This is a genomic window from Mycolicibacter icosiumassiliensis (assembly GCF_900078685.2).
GTDB classification, from domain to species: domain Bacteria; phylum Actinomycetota; class Actinomycetes; order Mycobacteriales; family Mycobacteriaceae; genus Mycobacterium; species Mycobacterium icosiumassiliensis.
Genome location: NZ_LT546166.1, coordinates 862,312 through 886,763, shown reverse-complemented (window position 1 = coordinate 886,763; position 24,452 = coordinate 862,312). Strand labels below are relative to the sequence as shown.

Genomic DNA, 24,452 nt, shown 5'->3' with positions numbered 1-24,452 from the left:
CCGACGCAGCAATTCAGCAGCCGGTGCGACGGTTGCCGTCGCCGGGCGGCGGGTCACCCGGCGCCGCTCGTCGGGCAGCCGGATTTCGCCCAGACCGATCCGGTTCTGCAGACGCTTCATCCAGCGCGGTGCCCACCAGCAGTCGTCGCCGAGCAGTTTCATCACCGACGGCACCAGGAACATCCGGACCACGGTGGCGTCCATCAACAGCGCCGCCATCAGGCCGAACGCCAGGTACTTCATCATCACCAGGTCGGAGAACACGAACGACGCGGCAACCACCGCGAGGATCAGTGCGGCCGCGGTGATCAGCCGGCCCGTCGTGGCCGTGCCGATCCGGATCGCCTCGGTGGTCGACATGCCGGATTCTCGGGCCTCCACCATCCGGGAGACCAGGAACACCTCATAGTCGGTGGCCAGACCCCAGCCCACCGCAACAACCAGCGCGATCATCACCACCATCAGTGGGGTGGGGGTGAAGTTCAGCAACCCGGCGCCGTGGCCGTCGACGAACATCCAGGTCAAGATGCCCAACGTCGATCCGATGGTCAGCGCGCTCATCACCGCCGCCTTCAACGGCAGCACCAGTGAACCGAACGCCAGGAACATCAGCACCATGGTCGTGCTCAGCAGGATTACCAGCATCAGCGGCCCTTTGGCGACCAGGCTGTGGATGCTGTCCTGCTCGAGCGCCGGGGTACCGCCGACCATCACGTCCAGACCCTTGGGTGCGCTGATGGCGCGCAGGGCTTTGATCTTCTGCGCGGCATCGTTGCGGTTGACCAAGCCGTTCTCGATCACCCGGACGGAGGGATCCTTGGAGGCCCCGGGCAGATACGGGCGCTCCTTCCACATCTCGGCGGGATCGTCGTCGGGGACGACGAACCCACCGATCGCCATCGCGCGGTTGCGGACTTCGGCGACCTGCTGGTCGGTGACCGGTTTGTCGGCCTCGCTCTTGATCACCAGGGTCAGCTTCTCGGTGCGGAAGCCGGGGAAGATCTCGTCGAAGTGCTCCTGGGCCACCCGGGCGGTGTTGTCCGGCGGCAGATATTTCTCGCTCATCCCGCCGAACGTCAGTTTGCCCAGCGGGATGATCAGCAGAATCATCGCGATCACGATCGGGATCGCGAACGCCAGCGGCCGCTGCATCACGTAATTGACCAGCTTGCCCCAGAACCCGGCCTCGACCTCTTCGCGGGTCTTGGTCTTCTGGGTCCTCTCGGCGAACCAGCCGATGATCCGGTTGGAGAAGTCCCAGTCCCGCAGGAACGGTATCCGGTACAGGGTGCGGACCCCGAGCGCGTCGACGTTGGTGCCCAGCACCCCCAGGCAGGCCGGCAGCAGGGTGATCGACAGCAGTGCGGCCAGCCCCACCGAGGCGAAGATCGCGTAGGTCAGTGAGTGCACGAAACCTTGCGGCATCACCAGCAGGCTGGCTCCCGACACGATGATCAACACCGCCGAGAACACCACCGTGCGCCCGGCGGTCATCACCGAGCGCCGTACCGCCGCCTCGGTGTCGTAGCCTTCGGCGATCTCCTCCCGGAATCGGCTCACCACGAACAACCCGTAGTCGATCGCGATACCGAAACCGATCAGTGAGACCACCGGTTGGGCGAAGAAGTGCACCGGCCCGAAGTGGGTGGTGAGCTGCAGGATACCCGTCGACCCGGCGATACTCAGCCCGCCGACGATGACCGGCAGACTGGCGGCGACCACGCCCCCGAACACGAAGAACAGCACCACCGCTACCAGTGGCAGCCCGAAAACCTCCAACAGCTTCTGGTCGCGCGCGATAGTGCCGGTCAGGGCGCTGGCGATGGGCTCTAGGCCGCCGAGTTCGACGGTGCCGCCGTCCAGCCGCTGCAAGTCCGGTTCGGCCGCCTGGAAATTCTTGAGGATGGTGTCGTCGTCGTCGCCCTTGATCTGGATCGACGCGAAGGCATGTTTCTTGCTCGGGTCGGCCATGGTGGACAGCGCTTCGGGATTAGTGAAGTAGCCGACCCAGCTCAGAATCTGATCGGGATGGTCATTCTTGACCTTGTTCAGCCCGTTCTTGGCCGCATCGAACCATTCCGGGTCGTCGACCGTCTCGCCCTTGGGTGCGGTGAAGACCGCCACCACATGGCTGGTGCGGTCTCGGCCGTAGACCTCGTCGCCGACGATCGATGCCTGCACTGACTGGCTGCCGTCGTCGTAAAAGCCGCTCTGGGTGACGTGGTCGCCCAGGCTCATTCCGTAGACACCGCCACCCAGGCAGAGCGCCACCATCACGCCGATTACGATGAATCGGTAGCGATATACAGTTCGACCCCACCAGGCGAACACCTATACGCTCCTTACTAAGGTCTGTGGAGAAATCTTTCGGACCCGCGCGCCCCTTATTTCAAGGCTCTCCAGTTGTCACTCCCGCGAGTTCAGTAGGGAGCTCAGCGGCCGGAACGGCTGGAGCCACGCCCCCTGTTCTGGCAGCGAATCCAGGCTGATCCGCGGCAGCCTCTCCCGGAACACACCAGGGATGTCCTCCAGGTCAACGAACTCCAAGGTATCCGAGGCTAGCGCCCAGCTCGCATGTTCGCGAAATCCGAGCACAGCGGCGGCGATCCCGAGACTGCAGAGTTCTTCCAGCGGTTCTCGGAAGGCCTGGCCGTCGGCGGAGGCAACCGCCACCGCCACCAGCCCCTGTTCTTTCCGCAGCGCAATGTGTTCGAGCATGTCGGAGTCGACATCACTGTCCTCATCGATCTTCGGCTTGGCGAAGACTGCAAAACCCACGTTACGCAACGCCTCGACCCAGGGCCGGACGACGTCGGCGCTGCCCGGCGCGATGTTGGTGAACACCGTCGCCTCGGGCTCCACCCTGACCTGGGGGTGTGCCGCCGCCACCTCCGCGGTGCGGTTGAGCAGCCAGCGACCCAGTGCGTCGAAGCGGGGTCGCTCCACGCCGGTTGGACGACGGCCCAGGATCGCGCCCAGACCCATGTCCAGATTCGGGGCGTCCCACACCAGTAACACCCGTTGCGGCGGTGGTCCCTCGGCGGTCGGGTCGGTCCCGGTCGGCCCGGCGTCCCCGCCGGCTTTCAGGTCGGGGCTGGTCATCAGACCCGCTCCCAGACGAACTCGTTGATCACGCTGCCCGCATTGCGGCCCTTCGCCTCGTACTTGGTGGTGGGGCGCGCGATCGAGATGGGTAGGCCGGCGTTCCCGGACGGGTCGGCCACCCGGCGCAGGCTCGGCTCGCCGTCGCCGGACTCGGCAATCTGCACCGCGTAGTCGGCATGGTCGGTGGCCGCGTGCAGCACCCCGCCCGGCTGCAACCGATCGGCGATCAGGGCCATGGTGGCCGGTTGCAGCAGCCGCCGCTTGTGGTGCCGGGCCTTGGGCCACGGGTCGGGGAAGAAGACGCGCACCCCGATCAGCGATGACGGGGCGATCAGGTACTCCAGCACGTCGAGGCCGTCGCCGCGCAGCAACCGGATATTGCTCAGCTGCTCGCGGTCGATCGCGCACAACAGTTGTGCCAGCCCACGCTCGTAGATCTCGACAGCGATCACGTCCAGATCCGGTTCGGCCTGTGCCATCGCCACGGTGGAGGTACCGGCCCCGCAGCCGATCTCGAGCACCACCGGTGCGTCGCGGCCGAACCAGCGGGGCGGGTCCAGGGGTTGAGGGCGGTCGGGACCGTCCGGTGGCACGACCTCGGCGCCCAGGTCGGGCCAGAGCCGCTCCCAAGTCTGGCGTTGACCGTCCGATAGTGCGGAGTGCCGGTAGCGGACGCTGAAGTTGCGGAAACGGCGCGGAGCCGGGGTGTTGACGCCAGGGACGTCTGATGCCGACTCGACGTCGCGCGGCGCATGCATGCAGTCCATGGTGGCCCATGGACGCCTCTGTACCCACTTTGCGGTCCATATTGATACCCAACAGTTGCCTAGCGCGGCCCCGAAGGACGCCCCGAGGCGCTATAGCCGCTCGCGTCGCCGCGGCTCCATGCGCCGGATCTCTTGCTCGCGGAACTACACCGCTCGCCGAATCCGGCGGTGACTCGCGCCGCGGCGGAGCAGCTGACACCATGGCCCCCGAGCCGATTGCACGGGGAGGCAGGGTCGTGACACAGGGGCACCAGCTCTTCGCCGACGAGCTGACCGGGCTGGCCACCCAGACCTGCGACCCGCGATTGGCCAGGATCGCCGCAGCCATCACCGCGCCGCTGCAGGTCGCGGTACACGGCCGCCGAGGTGTCGGCCGGCGCACCGTCGCCGCAGCGCTGGCCGCGGCCGGGGTGCGCGTCGCCGAGCAGCCTGCGGGGACCGAAGCCGCCGAATTGGCTGTCTACGTCGTCGCCGAGGTCATCAAGCCGGAGGACACCACCGCGCTGCACGCCACCCGGCGGCGCCCGGTGCTGGTGGTGCAGAACAAGACCGACCTGCGCGGGCACGACGGTGTCTTCGAGGTCGCGGGCGCGACCCGAGGGCCGGTTGAACCGATGTCGGCGTTGTTCGCGCTGGCCGCCTGCGGTGGCGGGCTGGACGAGCGACTGTGGGAGGCGCTGGGCTGCGTGGCCGCCCAGCCCGCCGATCTGCGCTCCGCCGAACAGTTCGTGAGCGGACCGCATTCGGTGCCACGCCAGACCCGCGAGCGGCTGTGCGCCACTATCGACCTCTCCGGGATCGAGGCACTGCTCGACCTGGCCCGGCGCGAAGGCACCGCGGCGCAGGCCCGCGTCCAATTGCGCCAGCTCAGCGGCATCGACCGCGTGGTCGCCCGGCTGAAGGTGATGGGGGCCGGCGTTTATCACCGGCGGATGTCGGAGGCGGTAACCCGGTTGGAGGCGATGGCGGTCGGCGACCACCGCATCGACGAGTTCCTGGTCGGCGATGTGACGGTCGCCGCTCGGCTGACCGCTGCGGCGGCCGCGCTCGACCTACCGGATGAAACGGCGCTGGTGCGGGCTCGGCGCTGGCAGGCCCACCGCAGCGCACCGGTCGGCGCCGCCCAGCGGGCATGTGCCGCCGACATCGCCCGGGGATCGCTGCGGGTCTGGGCCGCGACGCGGGGCCGCCCATGACCGCATCGGGTGCGGATTCGTCCGATCCGGACCCCATCGCCGGGGTCGATGCCCTCGTCGCTGACGTAGCACCCGGAGTGCGGGCACCAGCGGTGCGGCGCTGCGATGTGGTGGTGGTAGCCGGCCCCTGGCTGGCTGGGATCAGTGCGATGACACAGGCCTTGGCCGACCGGATGCCGCAGTGGCTGGTGATGGAAGCCACCGACTTGGCACCGGGGGAGGTGCCGCTGGCGGTGGTGTTCGTGGTGTCTGCAGCCGCCGCATTGACGGAGTCGGACTGTGCACTGCTCGATACCGTCGCCGCCCACACCGATGTGGTGATCGGCGCCGTATCCAAGATCGACGTCCACCGGCAGTGGCGCGAGATGCAGGCAGCAGCCCGCGACACCCTCGCATGCCACGCGCCGCGCTATCGCGACGTGCCGTGGGTGGGGGCGGCCGCGGCACCCGAGCGCGGCGACCCGCAAGTCGACGACCTGATCGCGGAACTGACCAAACAGCTCGAAGGCGGCGACGCTCACCGGCGCAACCGGCTGCGCTCTTGGGAGTTCCAGTTGCGTACCGATGCCGATCGCATCGACCGCGACGCCCGAGCGGAAGGGCGGCGCGCCCGGGTCACGCAACTGCAGGAGCAGCGTGACGACCTGGTGCGCCAGCGGCGAATGTCGAAATCGGAGCGCGTGATCGCGCTGCGCAGCCGCATCGCCCAAGCCCGCGTGCAACTGTCCTACTTCGCCAGCAAGCGGTGCGCCTCGGTACGCAGTGAGCTTGCCGAAGACGCGGCGGGCATGACGCGCCGCCGGTGGGCCGAGTTCGAGTCCTATGTGCACGACCGGCTGACCGAGGTGGTGACGGAGGTCGATCAGGGGATCTCCGAGCACCTCGCCGACGTTGCCCAGGAACTGGGGTTGGCCGCAGACACCGCGCCGGGCGGGGCAACGGCACCGCTGCCGCAGGTCGACTCCGGCAAGCCGCCGTTGCAGTCCCGGCGGCTGGAGACCCAGTTGATGGCGGTGCTGGGGATCGGCTTCGGGCTGGGCGTGGCGCTGACGTTGAGCCGGGTCTTCGCCCATCTCGCGCCGGGATTGGCCGCGGTGGGTGCTGCTGGATGCGCCATCGCCGGGGTGGTGGCCACGGTGTGGGTGGTCAGGATTCGGGGGTTGCTGCGTGACCGGGTGGTGCTCGATCGCTGGGTGGGACAGGCCGCCAACGCGGTGCGGTCCTCGGTACAGGAACTGGTGGCCTTACGGGTGGTGGCCGCTGAGTCGGCACTCACCGCCGAACTTGCCGGACGCAACGAGACCGAGGCTGCGCGCGTCGCCGACCGGGTCGCCGCGCTGGATCGGGAACTGCGCGAGCATGCCGCCGCCGCGGCCCGCGCCGCCGCGGTGCGTGATCGCAGGCTGCCGGCATTGCGGCGGGCGTTGGACAATGTACGCGCTGAGCTGGGCGATTCAGCGAGGCTCGACGGAGGAGAGGCGAAGCTGGGACCGCCCCATGAGCTGGGCGAATCAGGCCCGGACGACGCCGCGGTAACGGGTGACAGATAGCCCGAGTTGCGATTGTTTCGATCCGTGTAGCTATTGACGGTAATCTCTTATTTAATGACGGTATAAGAGGTGACAGCGGCGCGCAGCTGCGACAACGCCACCGAGTGACACAGGTTACACAGGAGAGCTCAATGACCTCAGCGACCATTCCCGGTCTGGACACCGCCCCGACGAAGCATGGCGAGTTGTTGGCCTGGGTTCGGGAGGTCGCGGAGCTCACCCAGCCCGACCGGGTGGAATGGTCCGACGGTTCCGAGGAGGAGTGGAACCGGCTGATGGCCCTGCTGGTGGAGTCCGGCGCGGCGGTCAAGCTCGACGAGAAGAAGAAGCCCAATTCCTACCTGGCGCTCTCCGACCCGGCCGACGTCGCGCGGGTCGAGTCGCGCACCTTCATCTGTAGCCGCACCCAGGAAGGTGCCGGCCCCACCAACAACTGGATGGACCCGGACGAGATGCGGGCCACCATGACGGAGCTGTACCGCGGTTGTATGCGCGGTCGCACCATGTACGTCATCCCGTTCTGCATGGGCCCGCTGGGCGCCGAGGACCCCAAGCTGGGCGTCGAGATCACCGACTCGCCCTACGTGGTGGCGTCGATGAAGGTGATGACCCGGATGGGCGCCGCGGCGCTGGAGAAGATCGGCGACGACGGCGCCTACGTCAAGGGCCTGCACTCGGTTGGCGCCCCGCTGGCCGACGGCCAGCAGGACGTGCCGTGGCCGTGCAACTCCGAGAAGTACATCACCCACTTCCCGGAGACCCGCGAGATCTGGAGCTACGGCTCGGGTTACGGCGGCAACGCGCTGCTGGGCAAGAAGTGCTACGCGCTGCGGATCGCCTCGGCGATGGCCCACGACGAGGGCTGGCTGGCCGAGCACATGCTGATCCTCAAGCTGATCTCGCCGGAGAACAAGGCCTACTACGTGGCGGCGGCGTTCCCGTCGGCCTGCGGCAAGACCAACCTGGCGATGATCCAGCCGACCATTCCGGGCTGGCGGGCCGAGACCCTCGGTGACGACATCGCGTGGATGCGGTTCGGCAAGGACGGCCGGCTCTACGCGGTGAACCCGGAGGCGGGCTTCTTCGGCGTGGCGCCGGGCACCAGCCGCAGCTCCAACCCCAACGCGATGATCACGCTGGAGCGGGGGAACACCGTTTACACCAACGTCGGCCACACCGACGACAACGACGTGTGGTGGGAGGGCATCGACGGGGAGACCCCGGCGCACCTCACCGACTGGAAGGGCAACGACTGGACGCCCGAGTCGGGCACCCCTGCCGCTCACCCGAACTCGCGGTACTGCACCCCGATGTCACAGTGCCCGATCCTGGCGCCGGAGTGGGACGACCCGCAGGGCGTGCCGATCTCGGCGATCCTGTTCGGCGCCCGCCGCAAGACCACGGTGCCGCTGGTGAGTCAGGCTCGCGACTGGCAGCACGGCGTTTTCATCGGCGCAACCATGGGCAGCGAGCAGACCGCCGCGGCCGAGGGCACGGTGGGCAAGGTGCGCCGCGACCCGATGGCGATGCTGCCGTTCATCGGCTACAACGCCGGGGACTACATGCAGCACTGGATCGATACTGGCAAGCACTCCGACGCCTCCAAGCTGCCGAAGGTGTTCTTCGTCAACTGGTTCCGTCGCGGCGAGGACGGCCGCTTCCTGTGGCCGGGCTTCGGCGAGAACAGTCGGGTGCTGAAGTGGATCGTCGAGCGGGTCGAGGGCAATGCCGGCGGACAGGAGACCCCGATCGGTACGGTGCCCAGCGCTGCCGATCTGGACCTGGACGGGCTGGACGTGACTGCCGCCGACGTGGACCAGGCGCTGATCGTTGACGCCGACGAGTGGCGAGCGGAGCTGCCGCTGATCGAGGAATGGTTCGAGTTCATCGGCGACAAGCTGCCCACCGGTCTGCGTGACGAGTTCGAGGCCCTGAAGCAGCGCCTGGGCTAGTCCCCCTTTCGCTTTCTTCTGCGCGAGTGCGCGTTTGCACGCGACACGCCCCGGGTCCAGTTGTACCGGTGCGCACCCTCGCCGCCACTGTCTCGCCCACTTGACACCTGTCAAATTGCGGGCGGTACAGTCAGCCCATGCAGATTCGCGAGCACCTCGATGCCGACAACCCGGCCGTCATCCTGCACCCCTCCGGCGTCGTCGTCACCTTCGGCGAGCTGGAAGCCCGGGCGAACCGGTTGGCGCACTTCTTCCGTGCCGCAGGGCTGGTGGAGGGCGATGTCGTCGCGATTCTCATGGAGAACAACGAGCACTTCCACGCGGCGATGTGGGCGGCGCGGCGCAGCGGCCTGTACTACGTGCCGATCAACACCCATCTGACCGCGGCGGAAGCCGCGTACATCATCGACAACAGCAACGCCAAGGCGATCATCGGATCGGCCGCGCTGCGCCAGACCTGCGCCGGCCTCGCCGAGCATCTTCCGGCCGGCCTGCCCGAGCTGCTGCTGATCGCCTGCGGAACGGACGAGGCCGACTTGAGCGGTTGGCAGCGCTACCCGGAATGCGTTGCCGACCAACCGGATACACCCATCGACGACGAGATCGAGGGTGATCTACTGCAGTATTCGTCGGGCACCACCGGGCGGCCAAAAGGCATCAAACGTCCACTGCCACACCTGCCCCCGGCCGAGGTTCCGGGGCTGATGGCGATGCTGGTCTCGGTGTGGATGGGTCCGGGTTCGGTCTATCTGAGCCCGGCGCCGCTGTATCACACCGCGCCGTCGGTGTGGTCGATGCAAGTGCAGGCGGCCGGGCTGACCACCGTCGTCATGGAGAAGTTCGACGCGCAGTCCGCGCTCGACGCGATCCAGCGCTATCGCGTCACCCACGGGCAGTTCGTGCCGGCACACTTCACCCGAATGCTGAAACTGCCTGCGGGAGTGCGTGATTCTTATGACGTGTCCAGTCTCAAGCGAGTCATGCACGCCGCCGCGCCGTGCCCGGTGGAGATTAAGCAGCAGATGATCGACTGGTGGGGGCCGATCGTCGACGAGTACTACGCCTCATCGGAGGCGCACGGCTCGACGCTGATCAGTGCCGACGAATGGCTCAAGCACCCCGGCTCGGTGGGCAAGGCGATGTTCGGTGCGGTGCACATTCTCGATGAGGACGGCAAGGAGTTGCCGGCCGGGCAGGCCGGCGAGATCTACTTCGAGGGCGGCAACGCCTTCGAATACCTCAACGATCCGGACAAGACCGCGAAATCGCGTCACGCGCAAGGGTGGACGACCGTCGGTGACGTCGGCTATCTCGATGACGAGGGCTATCTGTACCTCACCGACCGCCGCCACCACATGATCATCTCCGGCGGGGTGAACATCTACCCGCAGGAAGCGGAGAATCTGTTGATCACGCACCCGAAGGTGTTGGACGCGGCTGTGTTCGGCATCCCCGACGACGAGATGGGCCAGAGCGTGAAGGCGGCCGTGCAGACCGTCGACCCGGCCGACGCCACGCCTGCGTTCGCCGCAGAACTGCTCGACTGGGTGCGGGAGCGCTTGGCGCACTACAAATGTCCGCGATCGATCGCGTTCGAGGAGCAGCTGCCGCGTACCGATACCGGCAAGCTCTATAAGAACGAATTGGTGGCCAAGTATTCGGCGTGATGAGCCGGTTAGATACCGCCGCGGGCAACCAGCTGTGCCGCAATAACATTGCGCTGGATCTCATTAGTGCCCTCGCCGACGATCATCAGCGGTGCGTCCCGGAAGTAGCGTTCCACATCGTATTCGGTCGAGTAGCCGTAGCCGCCGTGGATGCGCACCGCGTTCAGTGCGATTTCCATCGCGGCTTCTGAGGCGAACAACTTGGCCATACCGGCCTCCATGTCGCAGCGCTGCCCACTGTCATAGCGTTCCGCGGCATAGCGGGTGAGCTGGCGGGCGGCCGTCAACTTAGTCGCCATCTCGGCCAGATAGTTGCCCACGCTTTGGTGCTTCCAGATCGGCTGGCCGAAACTCTCCCGTTGCTGGGCGTAGGCGAGTGCATCGTCGAGCGCGGCCGTCGCCACACCCAAGGCTCGTGCCGCCACCTGGATGCGACCGGTCTCCAGTCCCTTCATCATCTGGGCGAAGCCGTTGCCGGGTGTGCCGCCGAGCACCGCAGCCGCCGGCACCTGACAGCCGTCGAAGCTCAGCTCGCAGCTCTCGACGCCCTTGTAGCCCAGCTTCGGCAGATCCCGGGATATCGTCAGCCCGGCGCTGGGGTTCTCCACCAGTAGGACCGAGATCCCGCTATGTCGCGGGGTGGCCTTCGGATCGGTTTTGGCCAGCAGCGCAATCAATCCCGAGTAGCGGGCGTTGGAGATCCAGGTTTTGGAGCCGTTGATCACCAGCGTGTCCGGGTCGGCCGACGGCACGGCGGACGTCGTCATGTTCTGTAGGTCGCTGCCGCCGCCCGGTTCGGTGAGGGCCATAGTGGCGCGCAGCGCTCCGGTGGCCATGGCCGGTAGGTAACGCTGCTTCTGCTCGTCGGTACCGAACAGGGTCAGCAGCTTGGCGACCACGGTGTGGCCACCCATCGCCCCGGCCAGGCTCATCCAGCCGCGGGCCAGCTCCTGTGTCACGAGTACGTAGCACGGCATCGACACCGGGGTACCGCCGTATTCCTCGGGAACGGCAAGACCGTAGACGCCGAGGTGTTTCATCTGTTCGATCCACGCTTGCGGGTAGGTGTTGGCGTGCTCGACGTCGCGGACCGTCGGCTTCACCTCCCGGTCGATGAACTGACGCACGGTTTCGACCAAGATCGACTCTTCGTGGTTCATCGGTTCACCGTATGTCAGGATTTTCTGGTGACCAGCGGCCCCTACTTTGACCAGCTCCGGGTCGGCCAGGTGTTCGACGAGGCTCCGGCGATGACCCTGACGGCCGGTGCGGCCGCGCTGCATCAGGCGATCCTTGGGGATCGGCTACGGCTGCCGCTGGATGCCGAATTGTCCCGAGCGGTGACTGGGGCGACGACGCCACTGGCCCACCCCGGGCTGGTCTGCGACGTCGCGATCGGGCAGTCCACTCTGGTCACTCGGCGCGTCAAGGCCAACCTCTTCTACCGCGGCTTGGCCTTCGTTCGGTATCCGGTGATCGGCGATACCGTTTTTACCCGCACGGAAGTGGTTGGACTGAAGCAGAATTCAGCCAAGCCCGAACGTGAGTCCACCGGGTTGGTGGCGCTGCGGATAACGACCATCGACCAGCTGGACCGGTTGGTGCTCGACTTCTACCGCTGCGCGATGCTGCCGCTGTCGCCCGATGCTCCTGATACCGGCCACCGCGATGACCTATCTGCCATTGGTGCAGGACTCGCGGCGCCGCCGGACGTGACCGCAGATTGGGATGCCGCGGAGTTTCGGCAACGGGTGCCGGGGCCCCACTTCGACCCTGGTCTAGCGGGCACGGTCCTGACCAGCACCGGTGATGTGGTCTCCTGCGCCCCGGAGCTGGCTCGATTGACCCTCAACGTAGCCGCCACCCATCATGATTCGCGAGTCGCCGGGCAACGGCTGGTCTACGGCGGACACACCATCGGGCTGGCGCTGGCTCAGGCGTCTCGACTGTTGCCGAACCTGGTCACGGTGCTGGGCTGGCAGTCCTGCGATCACACGGCGCCGGTCCGTGAAGGCGACACCCTCTACAGCGAACTGCACACCGAATCCGCCCGCGACAGCGTGCTGGGGCTGCGGTCGGTGGTCTACGCCGTCGGCGCCGCCGGTGAACCGGATCGCCAGGTACTGGACTGGCGTTTCACTGCCTTGCAGTTCTAGCCCCACGCCCCATTTGCGCTCGCGGGACTGGCGGGTTAGTGCGGTAGATCCCGGAACGGGGCGTCGCGATAGGGGTCGGGCTCCTTGGGCAAGCCCAACACCCGCTCGCCGATGATGTTGCGCTGAATCTGGTCTGTGCCGCCGCCGATCGAGGTGAAGTAGGCGTTGAGCGCCCGGAAGGTCACCGCGTCGCCGACCGGATTGTCCGGACCGGCGAGCATCGACTCGACGCCGACGATCTCGGTCTGGACTCGGGCCGTCTCGTGCAGGATGCGCGACATGGCGATCTTGCCGAGTGCCAGCAGGGTGGCGGCCTCGGCGCGGTCGGTGCTGGTCTTGGCCCGCTGATTGTTCCATCGGTTCACCGTGGCCAGCGCTTGGATGCGGGCTATCTCCTGACGGATGTGGGAGTCTGCAAGACAACCGGCATCGCGGGCCAATTCGACCAAGCCGCTGGACTTCTCCTTACGGCGTGCGGTGCGCGCGACATCACCCATCAGCCGGCGCTCGTAGCCCAGTGCGACCTGTAGCACTGACCATCCTTCGCCGGGTTCGCCGATGCGATTGGCGTCGGGAACCCGGGCGTTGGTCAGAAACACCTCGTTGAACTCTGATTCGCCGGTGATCTGGTGGATCGGCCGGACCTCCACGCCGGGCTGGCGCATCGGCAGCATGAAAAAGGTGATCCCGTTGTGTTTGGGCACATCCGGGTTGGTGCGCGCCACCAGCATGCCGTAGTCGGCGGTCGTCGCGAACGACGTCCAGACCTTCTGCCCGTTGACAATCCAGTCGTCACCGTCACGCTCGGCGCGGGTGCGCAGACCGGCCAAGTCCGATCCCGCTCCGGGTTCGCTGTAGAGCAGGCACGACTTGGTCTCCCCGCGCAGGGCCGGGGGCAGCAGCCTGCGCTTCTGCTCGTCCGAGCCGCGGTCGTGGATGGTGCAGGCGAACAGGTCGGCCCGGTCATGACCGGTTCCTGGAGCGCCGACAGCAGCGAATTCGGCTGCCACCAAACGGGATTGACGATCGGTCAGGCCGCGTCCGTAGCAGTCCGGCTCCCAGCTTGGCGCGGTCCATCCGGCGGCGAGCATCGCCGCGGCGAAGCTGGCCCGATCGGTACCGGGCGCCCAGTTGGCGGCCAGCCAGTCGCGGACTTCCCCGCGAAGTGCGTCGTCTGCTGCGTCGGGCTGCGTCATCTCACGCTCCGATCTCGTGCAGGTAGCGCTCCCGGTGCCAGGAGGGACTGCCAAAAAGGTGGGCGTCGCTGCGCGCCCGGCGCAGATACCGGTGGGCGGGATGTTCCCAGGTGAATCCGATTCCGCCGTGTACCTGGATGTTGGTGGCGCCCACGAAGACGAAGGCATCCGAGCAATACGCCTGCGCCAGTGCCAGATCCGCGGTCCAGTCCGCAGATCCGTCGGCGCCGGCCGCAGCCACCTGGCGAGCGGCCGAGACTGCCGACTCGGCCTCCAACAACATGTCGGCGCACATGTGCTTGACGGCCTGGAAACTGCCGATGGCCCGGCCGAATTGGAAGCGGGTTTTGGCGTAGTCGCGGGCCATCTCCAGGGCGAACCGGGCGGCACCGGCCTGCTCGCCGAGCAGTGCCACTGCGGAACGGTCCAGTGCGGCGGTCAATGCCGCGACCCCGGCTCCGGGCGAGCCGACCGTGGTCGCCGGGGCCTCTGCCAATCGGACCAGACATTGCCGGCGTGAGGGATCGACCGTGGTCAGCCGTTCCACCGTCACGCCGGGTCCGGCCGGGTCGACGGCGAAGATCCCGGGTCCGTCCTCGGAGTCGGCCAGGATGTAGAGCAGGTCGGCGCCGTCCGCGTCGAGCACGAACCGCTTCTCGCCGGAGACCAGCGGGCTCGCTCCGCCGCGGGCCGCGGTGGCCGGTGTCGCGGGTGGACGGGTCGAATCGCCCTCGGCGAAGGCGACGGCCACCCGGGTGCGTCCGGCAGCGACGGCCGGCAGCACCTCCTCGCGTTGTGCCGGGTCATCGACGGCCATAAGAAGATTGACCGCAAGCACCGCCGTCGACAGGTAAGGCCCGGAGAACAGCACCCGGCCCAGCTCTTCGGCGACCACGCCTACCTCGACCAATCCGGCACCGGAGCCGCCGTACTGCTCGGGCACCAGCAGTCCGAGCAGGCCCATGGCCGCCAACTCCGGCCAGACATCGTCGTCGGGTGAGCGTTTGGTCATCAACTCTGCGACCGCGCCGCGCAGTGCCCGCAGTTCTTCGGGGCTGGAGCCGGCCACCGGTCAGGCCTTCCGGCCGAAGGCGTTACGCAGGCTTTCGCATTGGCTGGCGAAGAATGCCCGCGAGACTGCGGCTTTGGGCATCAACAGGTCGAACCCGTGGAATGCCCCGGGGACGGTCTCGACCTGGCAGGGCACACCGGCTTGACGCAGTCGCTCCGCGTACGCCAGATCTTCGTCGTGGAACAGGTCCAAGGTGCCCACCCCCATCCAGGCCGGTGCCAGCCCGCTCAGGTCGGCGCGCCGTGCCGGCACCGCGACCTGCGGATCCGCATCGCCCAGATAGGCGGTCCAGCCGAACAGGTTGCTCCGCGGATTCCACAGTCGGTAACTGCGATTGGCCGGCAGCGCCGCACTGCGATCGTCGAGCATCGGGTACACCAGTAGCTGCAGCACGGGGGAGATCTCGCCACGGTCGGCGGCCCACTGCGCCAGGGCGGCGGCCAGCCCGCCGCCGGCACTGGCGCCGCCGATCGCGATCCGGGCCGGATCGACCCCGGGCAGCTCGGCGAGCCGGGTCAGCGCTGCCCAGCAGTCCTCCAACGCGGCGGGATAGGGGTTCTGCGGCGCGAGTCGGTAGTCCACCGATGCGACGGTGGCGCCCAATTCCGCGCTGAACCTGCGGCAGAGCCGGTCATCCTGGGCGGCCGTGCCGATGACGTAGCCCCCACCGTGGATCCACAGCAGTGCCGGTGCCGGATCGGCCGGGCGATGCGGCGGCCGAAAGATCCGGACGCCTGCTCCCGAGGGCAGGTCCAAGACCTCGACATCGCCGGGGGTGCGACGGCCCTGCAGCCCGGTGAGTCTCTGCAGCAGCGGCACGGTCCGAGGACCGATCCCGCCACGCGGAAGGATCCGGGCCGTGCTGCGCAGATCTGGATGGAACCCGCTGCTCACCATCGGCTCAGTATTACCGGCGCCGGATCGGCGGCGTCGCCAACCCACCTGATTGCGGCCGCCTCCGGGCCCCGACGCGGTACCCTGCGCCAATGACGGGACGATCGCAGACCCCGGAGACCGGGCTCAACCTGGCCGGCCGGCTGCGTTGGCTGAAGCGAGCCCGGACGGCCGACTACCTGCTGGCGCTCAGCGTTGCCTCAGCGTCCTTGCCGGTGGTCGGCAAGCACCTGGAACCGCTGGGTGGGATGACCGCGATGGGGGTGTGGGGCACCCGCCATATGCCGGAGTTCTTCTCCAGTGCCGCCAAGTCCTGGCTGGCTCCGGGGGCCGCCGCCGTCCGCAAACGGGAGCGCGAGCAGACGCCTGTGGTGAGCGATGCCGCGCTGCGCGGGGTGGTCTCGGCGGCCGACCTCGACATCGCCTGGCCCGAACCGGAGCAGGCTCCGCCGGTGGTCAAGGCGTTGCAGCACCGCAAGCACATCTACCGCTCCGGGGTGCAATACGGCAGTGACCCCGCGCAGGTGCTCGACGTGTGGCGGCCCCGCGAGCTGCCGGACGGACCGGCGCCGGTGCTGATCTACGTCCCCGGTGGTGCCTGGGTGCACGGCAGCCGGCTGTTGCAGGGTTATGCGCTGCTGTCCCACTTGGCCGAGCAGGGCTGGGTGTGCCTGTCGATCGACTACCGGGTCGCCCCGCACAACCGGTGGCCGAGCCACATCGTCGACGTCAAGACCGCGATCGCCTGGGCGCACGCCAACGTCGACAAATTCGGCGGTGACCGCAATTTCGTGGCCGTGGCGGGCTCCTCGGCGGGCGGGCATCTGGCTGCCCTGGCCGGGCTGACCGGAAGTGCGGTCAGCGACTGCGAATTCGCCGACCAACTGCCGGCCGGTGGCGACACCTCGGTGGACGCCGTGGTGGGGATCTACGGCCGCTATGACTGGGAGGATCGCTCCACCCCCGAACGGGTCGCGTTCGTCGACTTCTTGGAGCGGGTCGTGGTCGGCCGGTCGATGCGGCGCCATCCAGGCATCTACCGGCAGGCGTCCCCGATCGCACGGGTGCATCCGGACGCGCCGCCATTCCTGGTCGTCCACGGCAGTGCCGACACCGTCATCCCGGTGCAGCAGGCCCGTAGCTTCGCCGATCGACTGCGGGCGGTATCGCGCTCCAAGGTCGGGTACCTGGAGTTGCCGGGCGCTGGGCACGGTTTCGACATGACCGACGGGGCCCGCACCGGTGCGATGAGCACGGCAATCGGTTTGTTCCTCAACCAGATTCATCGCGACCGCAGCACGGTCGGGAGCAAACAGATCATCTGAGCCCGCGTGCCGCGGTAGGGTCCGTGCATGGCGAGGGGTCTGGGGTGAAGCGGCTCACCGGGTGGGATGCGCTTCTGCTGTACAGCGAGACGGCGAACGTGCATATGCACACTCTCAAGATCGCGGTGATCGAACTGGACGCCGATCGGCACGGGTTCGACGTCGAGGCTTTCCGGCGGGTGATCCACGGCCGGCTCTACAAGTTGAATCCGTTCCGGTACCAGCTGGTGGACATCCCCGGCAAATTTCATCACCCGATGTGGCGGGAAAACTGCGAAGTCGATCTGGCGTACCACATCCGGCCGTGGTCGCTGCCCGCTCCGGGCGGCCGCCGCGAACTCGATGAGGCCATCGGCGAGATCGGCAGTACTGCGCTGGACCGCAGCCGGCCGCTGTGGGAGATGTACTTCATCGATGGCCTGGCCAATAACCGGATCGCGGTGGTCGGCAAGATCCACCACGCGCTGGCCGACGGGATCGCGTCGGCGAATCTGATGGCCCGCGGTATGGATCTGGTGGCAGGCGCGCTGAACGAGGATGACTCCTACGAAACCGATCCCGCCCCCACCGGCGGGCAGTTGGTGCGGTCGGCGTTCCGTGACCATTTCCGGCAGATGGGCAAGATCCCGGCGACCATCGGCTACACGGCAGCCGGTATCGGACGGGTCCGGCGCAGCACCCGCAAACTCTCCGCCGACCTGACGCGGCCGTTCACCCCGCCGCCGAGCTTCCTCAATCATGTGCTGACTGCGGAACGCCGGTTCGCCACCGCAACGCTGGCGCTGGCCGATATCAAGGCGACCAGCAAGAAGTTGGGTGTCACCATCAACGACCTGGTGCTGGCCATCTCCGCTGGGGCGTTGCGCACGCTGCTGCTGCGCTACGACGGGAAGTCGGATCACCCGCTGCTGGCGTCGGTGCCGATGAGTTTCGACTTCTCCCCGGACCGGATCTCCGGCAACCGGTTCTCCGGTGTGCTGGTGGCGCTGCCGGTCGATGTGGCCGATGTTCGGGAACGGGTCGCAAAGGCCCGGGAGGCGGCCGACCTGGCCAAGGAGGCCCACCACCTGGTCGGGCCGGAGTTGGTCAGTCGGTGGTCTGCGTACCTGCCCCCGGCACCGGCGGAGTCATTGTTCCGGTGGCTGTCGGGTAAGGACGGTCAGAACAAGGTTCTCAACCTCAACATCTCCAATGTTCCCGGTCCGCGAGAGCGTGGCAGGGTGGGCGGCGCGCTGGTCACCGAGATTTATTCGGTGGGACCGTTGACCGCCGGAAGTGGTCTGAACATCACCGTATGGAGCTACGTGGACCAGCTGAACATCTCGGTGCTGACCGACGGGGCCACCGTTGACGATCCGCATGAGGTGACCAATGCACTGGTCAACGAGTTCATCGACATCCGCCGTGCCGCTGGACTTTCCGAGGAGCTGACGCCGGTAGAGACCGCGATGGCACCCGCCTAGGTCTCAGTCAGCGCCTGCAACTCTCGACGCAGCACCTTGCCGGTGTTGTTGCGCGGCAACGCATCCATGACGGTGATGTCGCGCGGAACCTTGTATCCGGCCAGGTTCTCCCGGACGTGCTGCTTCAGTTCGTCGGGCGAGGCCGAGGTACCGGGCACCAGCACCACAAAGGCCACCAGGCGCTGTCCGTAGTCGGCGTCGTCGACACCGATCACGGCGGCCTCGGCGACGGCCACGTGGTTGATCAGCGCCTTCTCTGTCTCGATCGGGTACACGTTCTCGCCCCCGGAGACGATCATCTCGTCGTCTCGGCCGACCACGAAAAGCCTTCCGGTGCTGTCGAAGTAGCCCAAGTCACCGGACGCCATGAAACCGTCGTGGAACAGCTTCGAGTCGCCGCCGGTGTAGCCGTCGAACTGTGAGGAGTTGCGGACGAAGATCTGCCCGGTCTGCCCAGCCGGCACCTCGGCGAAATCAGCGTCCAGGATCCGGATTTCGCTCCCCGGCGCCGGGCGGCCGGCGGTGTCGGGGGAGTAGCGCAGGTCTTCCGGTGTCGCGAGCGCGATCATGCCGGCCTCGGTGGCGTTGTAGTTGTTGTAGACCACATCACCGAAGGTGTCCATGAATGACGTCACCACGTCGGGATGCATCCGTGAGCCCGAGGCAGTCGCGAAACGCAGTGACGTGCACGGGTATTGGGATCGAACCTCATCCGGCAGCGCCATGATCCGGTCGAACATGACCGGTACGACGCACAGTCCGGCCGCGCCGTTCTCCTCGATCAGCGCCAGGGTCGCTTCGGGGTCGAACTTCCGCCGGGTGGCGATCGTGCAGGCCATGGTCAGCGCCAGCGCCAGCTGGGAGAACCCCCAGGCGTGGAACATCGGCGCGGCGATGACCACGGTTTCCTCGGTGTGCCAGGGGATCCGGTCGAAAATGGCTTGCAGGTCGGCGATCCCGCCCCCGCCGCGACCGGAGCGGCGTGCCCCTTTGGGCGTGCCGGTGGTTCCGGAGGTGAGCATGACCAGCTTGCCGCTCCGAGACGCTTTGGCAGGGCGGCGCCCGGTGTTGGCGTTGATCAACTCGTCGGCAGTCAGGCCGGGGACCTCGTTGTCGGTCCAACTCACCACCCGGGTGCACCCCGATTCGGCCGGCACGGCCAGATCCACTGCGGCGGTGAACTCTTCGTCGTAGAAGATCAGGTCGACGCCTTCGCGCGCGACGACCTCAGCCAGGGCCGGCCCGGCGAAGCTGGTGTTGAGCAACAGCACGTCGGCGCCGATCCGGTTGGCGGCCGCCAGTGCCTCGATGAAGCCGCGATGGTTACGGCACATCAGCGCGATCGCCCGAGGGGTCCGTCCGGGCAACCGTTGCAGGGCGGCGGCCAGCGCGTTACAGCGCCGGTCGAGTTCGGCGTAGCTGCACGTGCCGTGCTCGTCGATGATCGCCGCGCGGTCGCCGCACCGCTGGGCCGCCATGGCGATCCCGGTGGTGGTGGTGCCGCCTTCAGCGGCCGCCGCGGCGGCTATCCGCAGGTACTTGTCCGGGCGCATGGGCGCCAACAGTCCAGCCCGACTGAAGGTCACCAGCATCGAGCCGACCCGATGCAGCGAGTCGAACAGACCCATACCGCTCAGCCCAGGATCGGCAGACGGCGCTCGCTGGCAAGCTTGTCCAGCGCCTTCTGCATGACGTCGCGCACGTGCGCGTCGACGACGTCGATGTCGGGGTCCTCGCCGAACTCCGCGACGATGTCGATCGGCTCGCAGGTCTGCATGACGATCTTGGTGGGCAGCGGCAGGTTGACCGGCAACACCGCGGACAGGCCGAACGGGAAGCCGAACGAGATCGGCAGAATCTTGACCCGCATCAGCTTGTCCAGTCGCAGGGCCTTGGCCAGTCCGGTGCCGCGAGACAGGTAGAACTGGCTTTCTTGGCCGCCAATCCCGACCGTCGGCACGATCGGCACACCGGCATTGAGCGCGGCGCGGATGTAGCCTTTGCGGCCGCCGAAGTCGATCTTGTTCTCTTCCAAGGTCGGCCGGTACACGTCGTAGTCGCCGCCGGGGAAGACCACCACCACGCCGCCGGAGCGCAGGGCCTCGTCGGCGTTGGCGTGGTTGGCCGGGATGAACCCGGTCTTGCGGAAGAAATCGGCGGTGAAACCGGTGAAGATCAGGTCGTGGCTCAGCGTGTAGACCGGACGCTCGTAACCGAAGGTGTCGTAGAAGCCGGTGGCGAATACCGGGACGTCCATCGCGAACAGGCCGCCGGAATGGTTGGACACCACCAGGGCACCGCCGTTCGGGAACGACTCCAGGCCCCGCACCTCGGCCCGGTGGTAGCCCTTGATGAGCGGTCTCAACAGGCCCATGACCCGTTCGGTCAGGCCCGGGTCCCATTTCGTGATGGGCCGGGCAAGGTCGTCCGACCAGTCGTTGTCCGGCGTGTCCACCGCGGCCCCCTCAATTGAAACGTGTTCTAGTTTTGCTCATATTACCGGCTCAGTCCCGGTAGTGGATACCATCAGCGCACTGTTCTGAGTGGCCGAGGGGAGCTCCGCATCGACCTGCAGGCGTACTTCGACCGCATCGGCTATCGCGGTGGCACCGAGCCGACGCATGAGACGCTCACCGCTCTGGTGTCCGCGCACGTCCGTCGCATCCCCTTCGAGAACCTCGACCCCCTGATGGGTGTGCCGGTGATTGACCTCGGCTCGGCGGCACTGAGTGCCAAGCTGGTGGCGCGACGCCGTGGCGGCTACTGCTACGAGCACAACAACCTGATGCGCGAGGTGCTGTGCGCGCTCGGCTTCGAAGTCGACCGGCTGGCCGGGCGGGTGGTGTGGATGAGCCCGGAGGGACTGGACGGGCCGCCGCATCCTCAGACGCACCAGGCCTTAGCGGTGACGATTCCGGGATCGGACCAGCAGTATCTCGTCGACGTGGGATTCGGCGGGCAGACACCGACGGCGCCGATCCCGATGGTTCCCGACGAAGTTCAGCAGACCTCCCACGAGCCGTTCCGGCTGGTTAGCCGCGCAAGTGACGGGGACGAATACGTGTTGGAGACGCTGATCGGCCAGCGCTGGCGGCCCCTGTACATCCTGGGACTGCGGCCACGGCCGCTGATCGACATGCAGGTGGGCAGTTGGTATGTGTCCACCTACCCCGAATCGAACTTCGTCGTCGGCCTCAGCGCGGCGTTGGTGACCGACGATGCCCGCTGGAACCTGCGCGGTCGTAACCTCGCCGTCCACGCCCGCAGCGGCACCGAGCGGATTCGGTTCGACGACGCCGCCCAGGTATGTACGGCTCTGAGCGAACGCTTCGGCATCGACCTGGCCGGATTGGGCGACGTCGAGGCCACCGTGGCATCGGTACTGGACACCTGATGGTCAAGATTGCGGTGGCGGGCGTCATGACGGCCGCGGGACTGGCCTTTGCCGGCGTCGCGTCGGCCGGGCCGATGCCGGGCATCGAGTTGCTCGACGACAGCAGCAGCTGCACCGCGGGCTTTCTCACCCAGGACGGCGCCGGCGGCTACTACCTGCTGACCAGCGGGCACTGCGACTCACACGACGGATCGCAATGGACCGACATCTTCGAGACACCGCTCGGCAGAATCACCGCCAGCGAGGACAACGGTGAGGACCGTGACGCCGCGATCATCCGGCTCGACCCGGACGCCGGCCGGCCCAACCCGAGAATTGCCGGCCGCTACCCGGTGGCCGGCGTGCTGTCGGCGGATCAGATTCACGTCGGTATGACGATCTGCAAGGTCGGCGCCCAGACCGGTGAGACCTGCGGTCCCGTGACCGCCGTCAACGGCAACCTCGTGGAGACCCGCGTCTACAGCACTGTCGGTGACAGCGGCAGTCCCGGCTTCGTGGTCAACCCCGACGGCAGTGTCAGTGCGGTCGGGCTTCTGCAAGGCGGACCTGTGGACGACGACTCCAGTACCGACTTCGTCTTGGTGGACCCGATCCTGCGCCAGTGGGGATTGCACGTAGTCCGTTAGCGCGTAGTCCGTTAGAACGTCGCGATTCCGGCGACCTGCGCATCGTCAAGGTGCATGCTGGACTTTATGGGTCACTACAAGAGCAATGTGCGCGACCTGGAATTCAATCTGTTCGAACTGCTGGGGCTGGAGCAATGCCTGGCTGACGGGGCGTTCGGAGATCTTGACGGCGACACGGTGCGCCAGATGCTGGCCGAAGCCGCCCGGCTGGCCGAGGGGCCGGTGGCCGAGTCCTTTGCCGCCAGCGACCGCCATCCGCCGGTATTCGACCCGGCTACCCATCACGTGACACTGCCGGAACCCTTCAAGGAATCGCTGCGAGCGTGGCAGGCCGGCGAGTGGTTTCGGATCGGGCTGTGCGAGGAGGTCGGCGGGGTGCCGGCGCCCGCGATGGTGTCGTGGGCGATCGCTGAGCTGGTGCTGGGCGCCAATCCGGCGGTGTTCATGTTCATGGCCGGCCCGGTCTTCGCCAACATCCTTTACGGGCTGGGCAACGAACAGCAGCGGCACTGGGCCGCCATGGCGATTGAGCGGAACTGGGGCGCCACCATGGTGCTCACCGAGCCGGACGCCGGCTCTGACGTCGGGGCGGGGCGGACCAAGGCCATCGAGCAGCCCGACGGCAGCTGGCATATCGACGGGGTCAAGCGGTTCATCACCAACGGCGACAGCGACGATCTGTTCGAGAACATCATGCATATGACCCTGGCCCGCCCGGAGGGTGCCGGGCCCGGAACCAAGGGGCTCAGCCTATTTCTGGTGCCCAAGTTCTTACCGGATCCCGAGACCGGTGAACCCGGTGAGCGTAACGGGGTGTTCGTCACCGGGCTGGAACACAAGATGGGGCTGAAGGTTTCGACCACCTGCGAACTGACCTTCGGCCAGCACGGCATCCCGGCGAAAGGGTGGCTGGTCGGCGACACCCGCAACGGCATCGCGCAGATGTTCCACGTCATTGAATATGCGCGAATGATGGTGGGAACCAAGGCGATCGCGACGCTGTCCACCGGCTATCTCAATGCGCTGGAGTATGCCAAGACCCGCATTCAGGGCGCCGACCTGACTCAGATGACCGATAAGACCGCGCCGCGGGTGACGATCCTCCATCACCCGGATGTGCGGCGCGCCCTGATGATGCAAAAGGTCTACGCCGAGGGCATGCGCGCGCTGTACCTCTACACCGCCGCTCACCAGAACCCGCAGGTGGCCATGCTGGTGTCCGGTGCCGACGCCGAGTTGGCTGAACGGGTCAACGACCTGCTACTCCCGATCGTCAAGGGGGTCGGATCGGAACGGGCCTATCAGTATCTGACCGATTCACTGCAGACGTTCGGCGGCTCGGGTTTCCTGCAGGACTATCCGATTGAGCAGTACATCCGGGACGCGAAGATCGACAGTCTGTACGAGGGCACCACCGCGATTCAGGCGCAGGACTTCTTCTTCCGCAAAATCGCCCGCGACCGCGGTGTGGCGCTGGCGCATCTGGTAACCCAGATTGAGGCGTTGATCGACAACCCCGACGGCCATAAGGAACTGGCCGAGGCGCGCAAGCTGCTGGCGGCTGCGCTCGACGACGCGCGGGCGATGGTGGCCGCCATGACCGGATACATGTTCGCCTCACAGCAGGAGGCCCGCGAGCTCTATCGGGTGGGCTTGGGCTCGGTGCGGTTCTTGCTGGCCGTCGGCGATCTGGTGATCGGCTGGCTGCTGCTGCGTCAGGCCGAGGTCGCGCTGACGGCACTGGATCAAGGAGCGTCCGGCGACGAGCAGCATTTCTACCGCGGAAAAGTGACAGCGGCAACGTTCTTCGCGGCCAATGTGTTACCCCGCCTCGGCGCGGACCGACGCATGGTGGAAAGCGAGGACCTCGCGTTGATGGATCTCGCCGAGGACGCGTTCTAGCGGGGATTTTTCACTGGATCGTCGCAGCGACTGGGGCGTTCTTCAGCAGCTCGTACTCCACTCGGAGGACTTCGTCGTGTCCCCACGCCACGCTGTAGCTAACGTCCGTGGTCAGTACAGCTGGCCTGGGTCAGTGAATCAGGTAAAAACATGCTATTTATACGCAATTGCGGAGTTTAGGAACATA

Annotated in this window: 18 protein-coding genes and 1 pseudogene; 10 read left to right on the top strand and 9 right to left on the bottom strand. The window is 67.0% G+C overall.

The annotated features are described in order from the left end of the window. Positions 1 to 24 precede the first annotated feature (24 nt). From BN4346_RS48795 to trmB, 3 genes and pseudogenes are all read right to left on the bottom strand, one after another. Positions 25 to 2,331: pseudogene (locus BN4346_RS48795) on the bottom strand (MMPL family transporter); the annotation flags it as partial. Positions 2,332 to 2,406: 75 nt separating this feature from the next. Beyond that, the gene (locus tag BN4346_RS27870; RefSeq protein ID WP_096867460.1) at positions 2,407 to 3,102 is read right to left on the bottom strand and encodes a PIN domain-containing protein; all 696 of its coding nucleotides are present in this window, start codon (positions 3,100 to 3,102) and stop codon (positions 2,407 to 2,409) included. Further along, positions 3,102 to 3,863 carry a tRNA (guanosine(46)-N7)-methyltransferase TrmB gene (gene trmB, locus BN4346_RS27865; RefSeq protein ID WP_067968896.1) on the bottom strand — a complete coding sequence of 254 codons (762 nt, stop codon included), beginning with the start codon at positions 3,861 to 3,863 and terminating at the stop codon, positions 3,102 to 3,104. Before trmB ends, BN4346_RS27870 begins: the two co-directional genes overlap by 1 nt. Positions 3,864 to 4,108: 245 nt before the next feature. Between trmB and BN4346_RS27860 the strand changes: the two genes are divergently transcribed. The 4 genes from BN4346_RS27860 (at position 4,109) to fadD4 (ending at position 10,237) form a co-directional block, all read left to right on the top strand. Then, the gene (locus tag BN4346_RS27860; protein WP_067968804.1) at positions 4,109 to 5,068 is read left to right on the top strand and encodes a hypothetical protein; all 960 of its coding nucleotides are present in this window, start codon (positions 4,109 to 4,111) and stop codon (positions 5,066 to 5,068) included. Beyond that, positions 5,065 to 6,618, top strand: coding sequence for an AAA family ATPase (locus BN4346_RS27855; RefSeq protein ID WP_078058462.1), 1,554 nt, complete (start codon positions 5,065 to 5,067; stop codon positions 6,616 to 6,618). Before BN4346_RS27860 ends, BN4346_RS27855 begins: the two co-directional genes overlap by 4 nt. Positions 6,619 to 6,749: 131 nt before the next feature. Beyond that, a complete protein-coding gene (locus BN4346_RS27850) occupies positions 6,750 to 8,570 on the top strand; it encodes a phosphoenolpyruvate carboxykinase (GTP) (protein ID WP_067968801.1) in 1,821 nt (606 codons plus the stop codon). 137 nt (positions 8,571 to 8,707) lie between these two features. Next, on the top strand, positions 8,708 to 10,237 hold the full coding sequence (gene fadD4, locus BN4346_RS27845; protein ID WP_067968798.1) for a fatty-acid--CoA ligase FadD4: 1,530 nt from the start codon (positions 8,708 to 8,710) through the stop codon (positions 10,235 to 10,237). A gap of 8 nt (positions 10,238 to 10,245) precedes the next feature. Here fadD4 and BN4346_RS27840 read toward each other — a convergent pair whose 3' ends face one another. Then, complete coding sequence (locus BN4346_RS27840) at positions 10,246 to 11,397, bottom strand: acyl-CoA dehydrogenase family protein (protein ID WP_067968795.1); 1,152 nt, start codon at positions 11,395 to 11,397, stop codon at positions 10,246 to 10,248. A gap of 27 nt (positions 11,398 to 11,424) precedes the next feature. Here BN4346_RS27840 and BN4346_RS27835 point away from each other — a divergent pair, with 27 nt between their 5' ends. Then, positions 11,425 to 12,393: a MaoC family dehydratase gene (locus BN4346_RS27835; RefSeq protein ID WP_208863214.1), complete on the top strand. Its 969-nt coding sequence runs from the start codon at positions 11,425 to 11,427 to the stop codon at positions 12,391 to 12,393. Positions 12,394 to 12,428: 35 nt separating this feature from the next. Here the strand turns inward: BN4346_RS27835 and BN4346_RS27830 are convergent, their stop codons facing one another. From BN4346_RS27830 to BN4346_RS27820, 3 genes are read right to left on the bottom strand one after another with little or no spacing between them, the layout of a single operon-like run. Continuing rightward, positions 12,429 to 13,589 carry an acyl-CoA dehydrogenase family protein gene (locus BN4346_RS27830; RefSeq protein WP_067968792.1) on the bottom strand — a complete coding sequence of 387 codons (1,161 nt, stop codon included), beginning with the start codon at positions 13,587 to 13,589 and terminating at the stop codon, positions 12,429 to 12,431. A 1-nt stretch (position 13,590) separates the two neighbouring features. After that, positions 13,591 to 14,658, bottom strand: a complete 1,068-nt coding sequence (locus BN4346_RS27825; RefSeq protein ID WP_078058461.1) for an acyl-CoA dehydrogenase family protein — start codon at positions 14,656 to 14,658, stop codon at positions 13,591 to 13,593. Positions 14,659 to 14,661: 3 nt separating this feature from the next. After that, positions 14,662 to 15,558: an alpha/beta hydrolase gene (locus BN4346_RS27820; protein WP_067968789.1), complete on the bottom strand. Its 897-nt coding sequence runs from the start codon at positions 15,556 to 15,558 to the stop codon at positions 14,662 to 14,664. A gap of 89 nt (positions 15,559 to 15,647) precedes the next feature. Here BN4346_RS27820 and BN4346_RS27815 point away from each other — a divergent pair, with 89 nt between their 5' ends. Beyond that, entirely contained in the window at positions 15,648 to 16,880 is a 1,233-nt protein-coding gene (locus BN4346_RS27815; RefSeq protein WP_067968786.1) for an alpha/beta hydrolase, read from the top strand. A 44-nt stretch (positions 16,881 to 16,924) separates the two neighbouring features. Beyond that, a complete protein-coding gene (locus BN4346_RS27810) occupies positions 16,925 to 18,343 on the top strand; it encodes a WS/DGAT/MGAT family O-acyltransferase (RefSeq protein ID WP_067968783.1) in 1,419 nt (472 codons plus the stop codon). On the opposite strand, the gene fadD12 is transcribed toward BN4346_RS27810, so the two are convergent. Both fadD12 and BN4346_RS27800 read right to left on the bottom strand, forming a co-directional pair. Further along, positions 18,340 to 19,971 (bottom strand): acyl-CoA ligase FadD12, encoded by a 1,632-nt coding sequence (gene fadD12, locus BN4346_RS27805; RefSeq protein ID WP_067968780.1) that lies wholly within the window; start codon positions 19,969 to 19,971, stop codon positions 18,340 to 18,342. The two genes, BN4346_RS27810 and fadD12, sit on opposite strands and share 4 nt — an antisense overlap. Before the next feature lie 5 nt (positions 19,972 to 19,976). Beyond that, complete coding sequence (locus BN4346_RS27800) at positions 19,977 to 20,717, bottom strand: 1-acyl-sn-glycerol-3-phosphate acyltransferase (RefSeq protein WP_235653715.1); 741 nt, start codon at positions 20,715 to 20,717, stop codon at positions 19,977 to 19,979. Between the two features lie 165 nt (positions 20,718 to 20,882). On the opposite strand from BN4346_RS27800, the gene BN4346_RS27795 reads away from it, so the two are divergent. The 3 genes from BN4346_RS27795 to BN4346_RS27785 all read left to right on the top strand — a co-directional run bounded on the left by BN4346_RS27795 (position 20,883) and on the right by BN4346_RS27785 (position 24,265). Further along, complete coding sequence (locus tag BN4346_RS27795) at positions 20,883 to 21,737, top strand: arylamine N-acetyltransferase family protein (protein WP_067968774.1); 855 nt, start codon at positions 20,883 to 20,885, stop codon at positions 21,735 to 21,737. Continuing rightward, positions 21,737 to 22,363 carry a S1 family peptidase gene (locus tag BN4346_RS27790; RefSeq protein WP_067968771.1) on the top strand — a complete coding sequence of 209 codons (627 nt, stop codon included), beginning with the start codon at positions 21,737 to 21,739 and terminating at the stop codon, positions 22,361 to 22,363. Before BN4346_RS27795 ends, BN4346_RS27790 begins: the two co-directional genes overlap by 1 nt. A 66-nt stretch (positions 22,364 to 22,429) precedes the next feature. Then, on the top strand, positions 22,430 to 24,265 hold the full coding sequence (locus tag BN4346_RS27785; protein WP_067968768.1) for an acyl-CoA dehydrogenase: 1,836 nt from the start codon (positions 22,430 to 22,432) through the stop codon (positions 24,263 to 24,265). Positions 24,266 to 24,452: the final 187 nt, after the last annotated feature.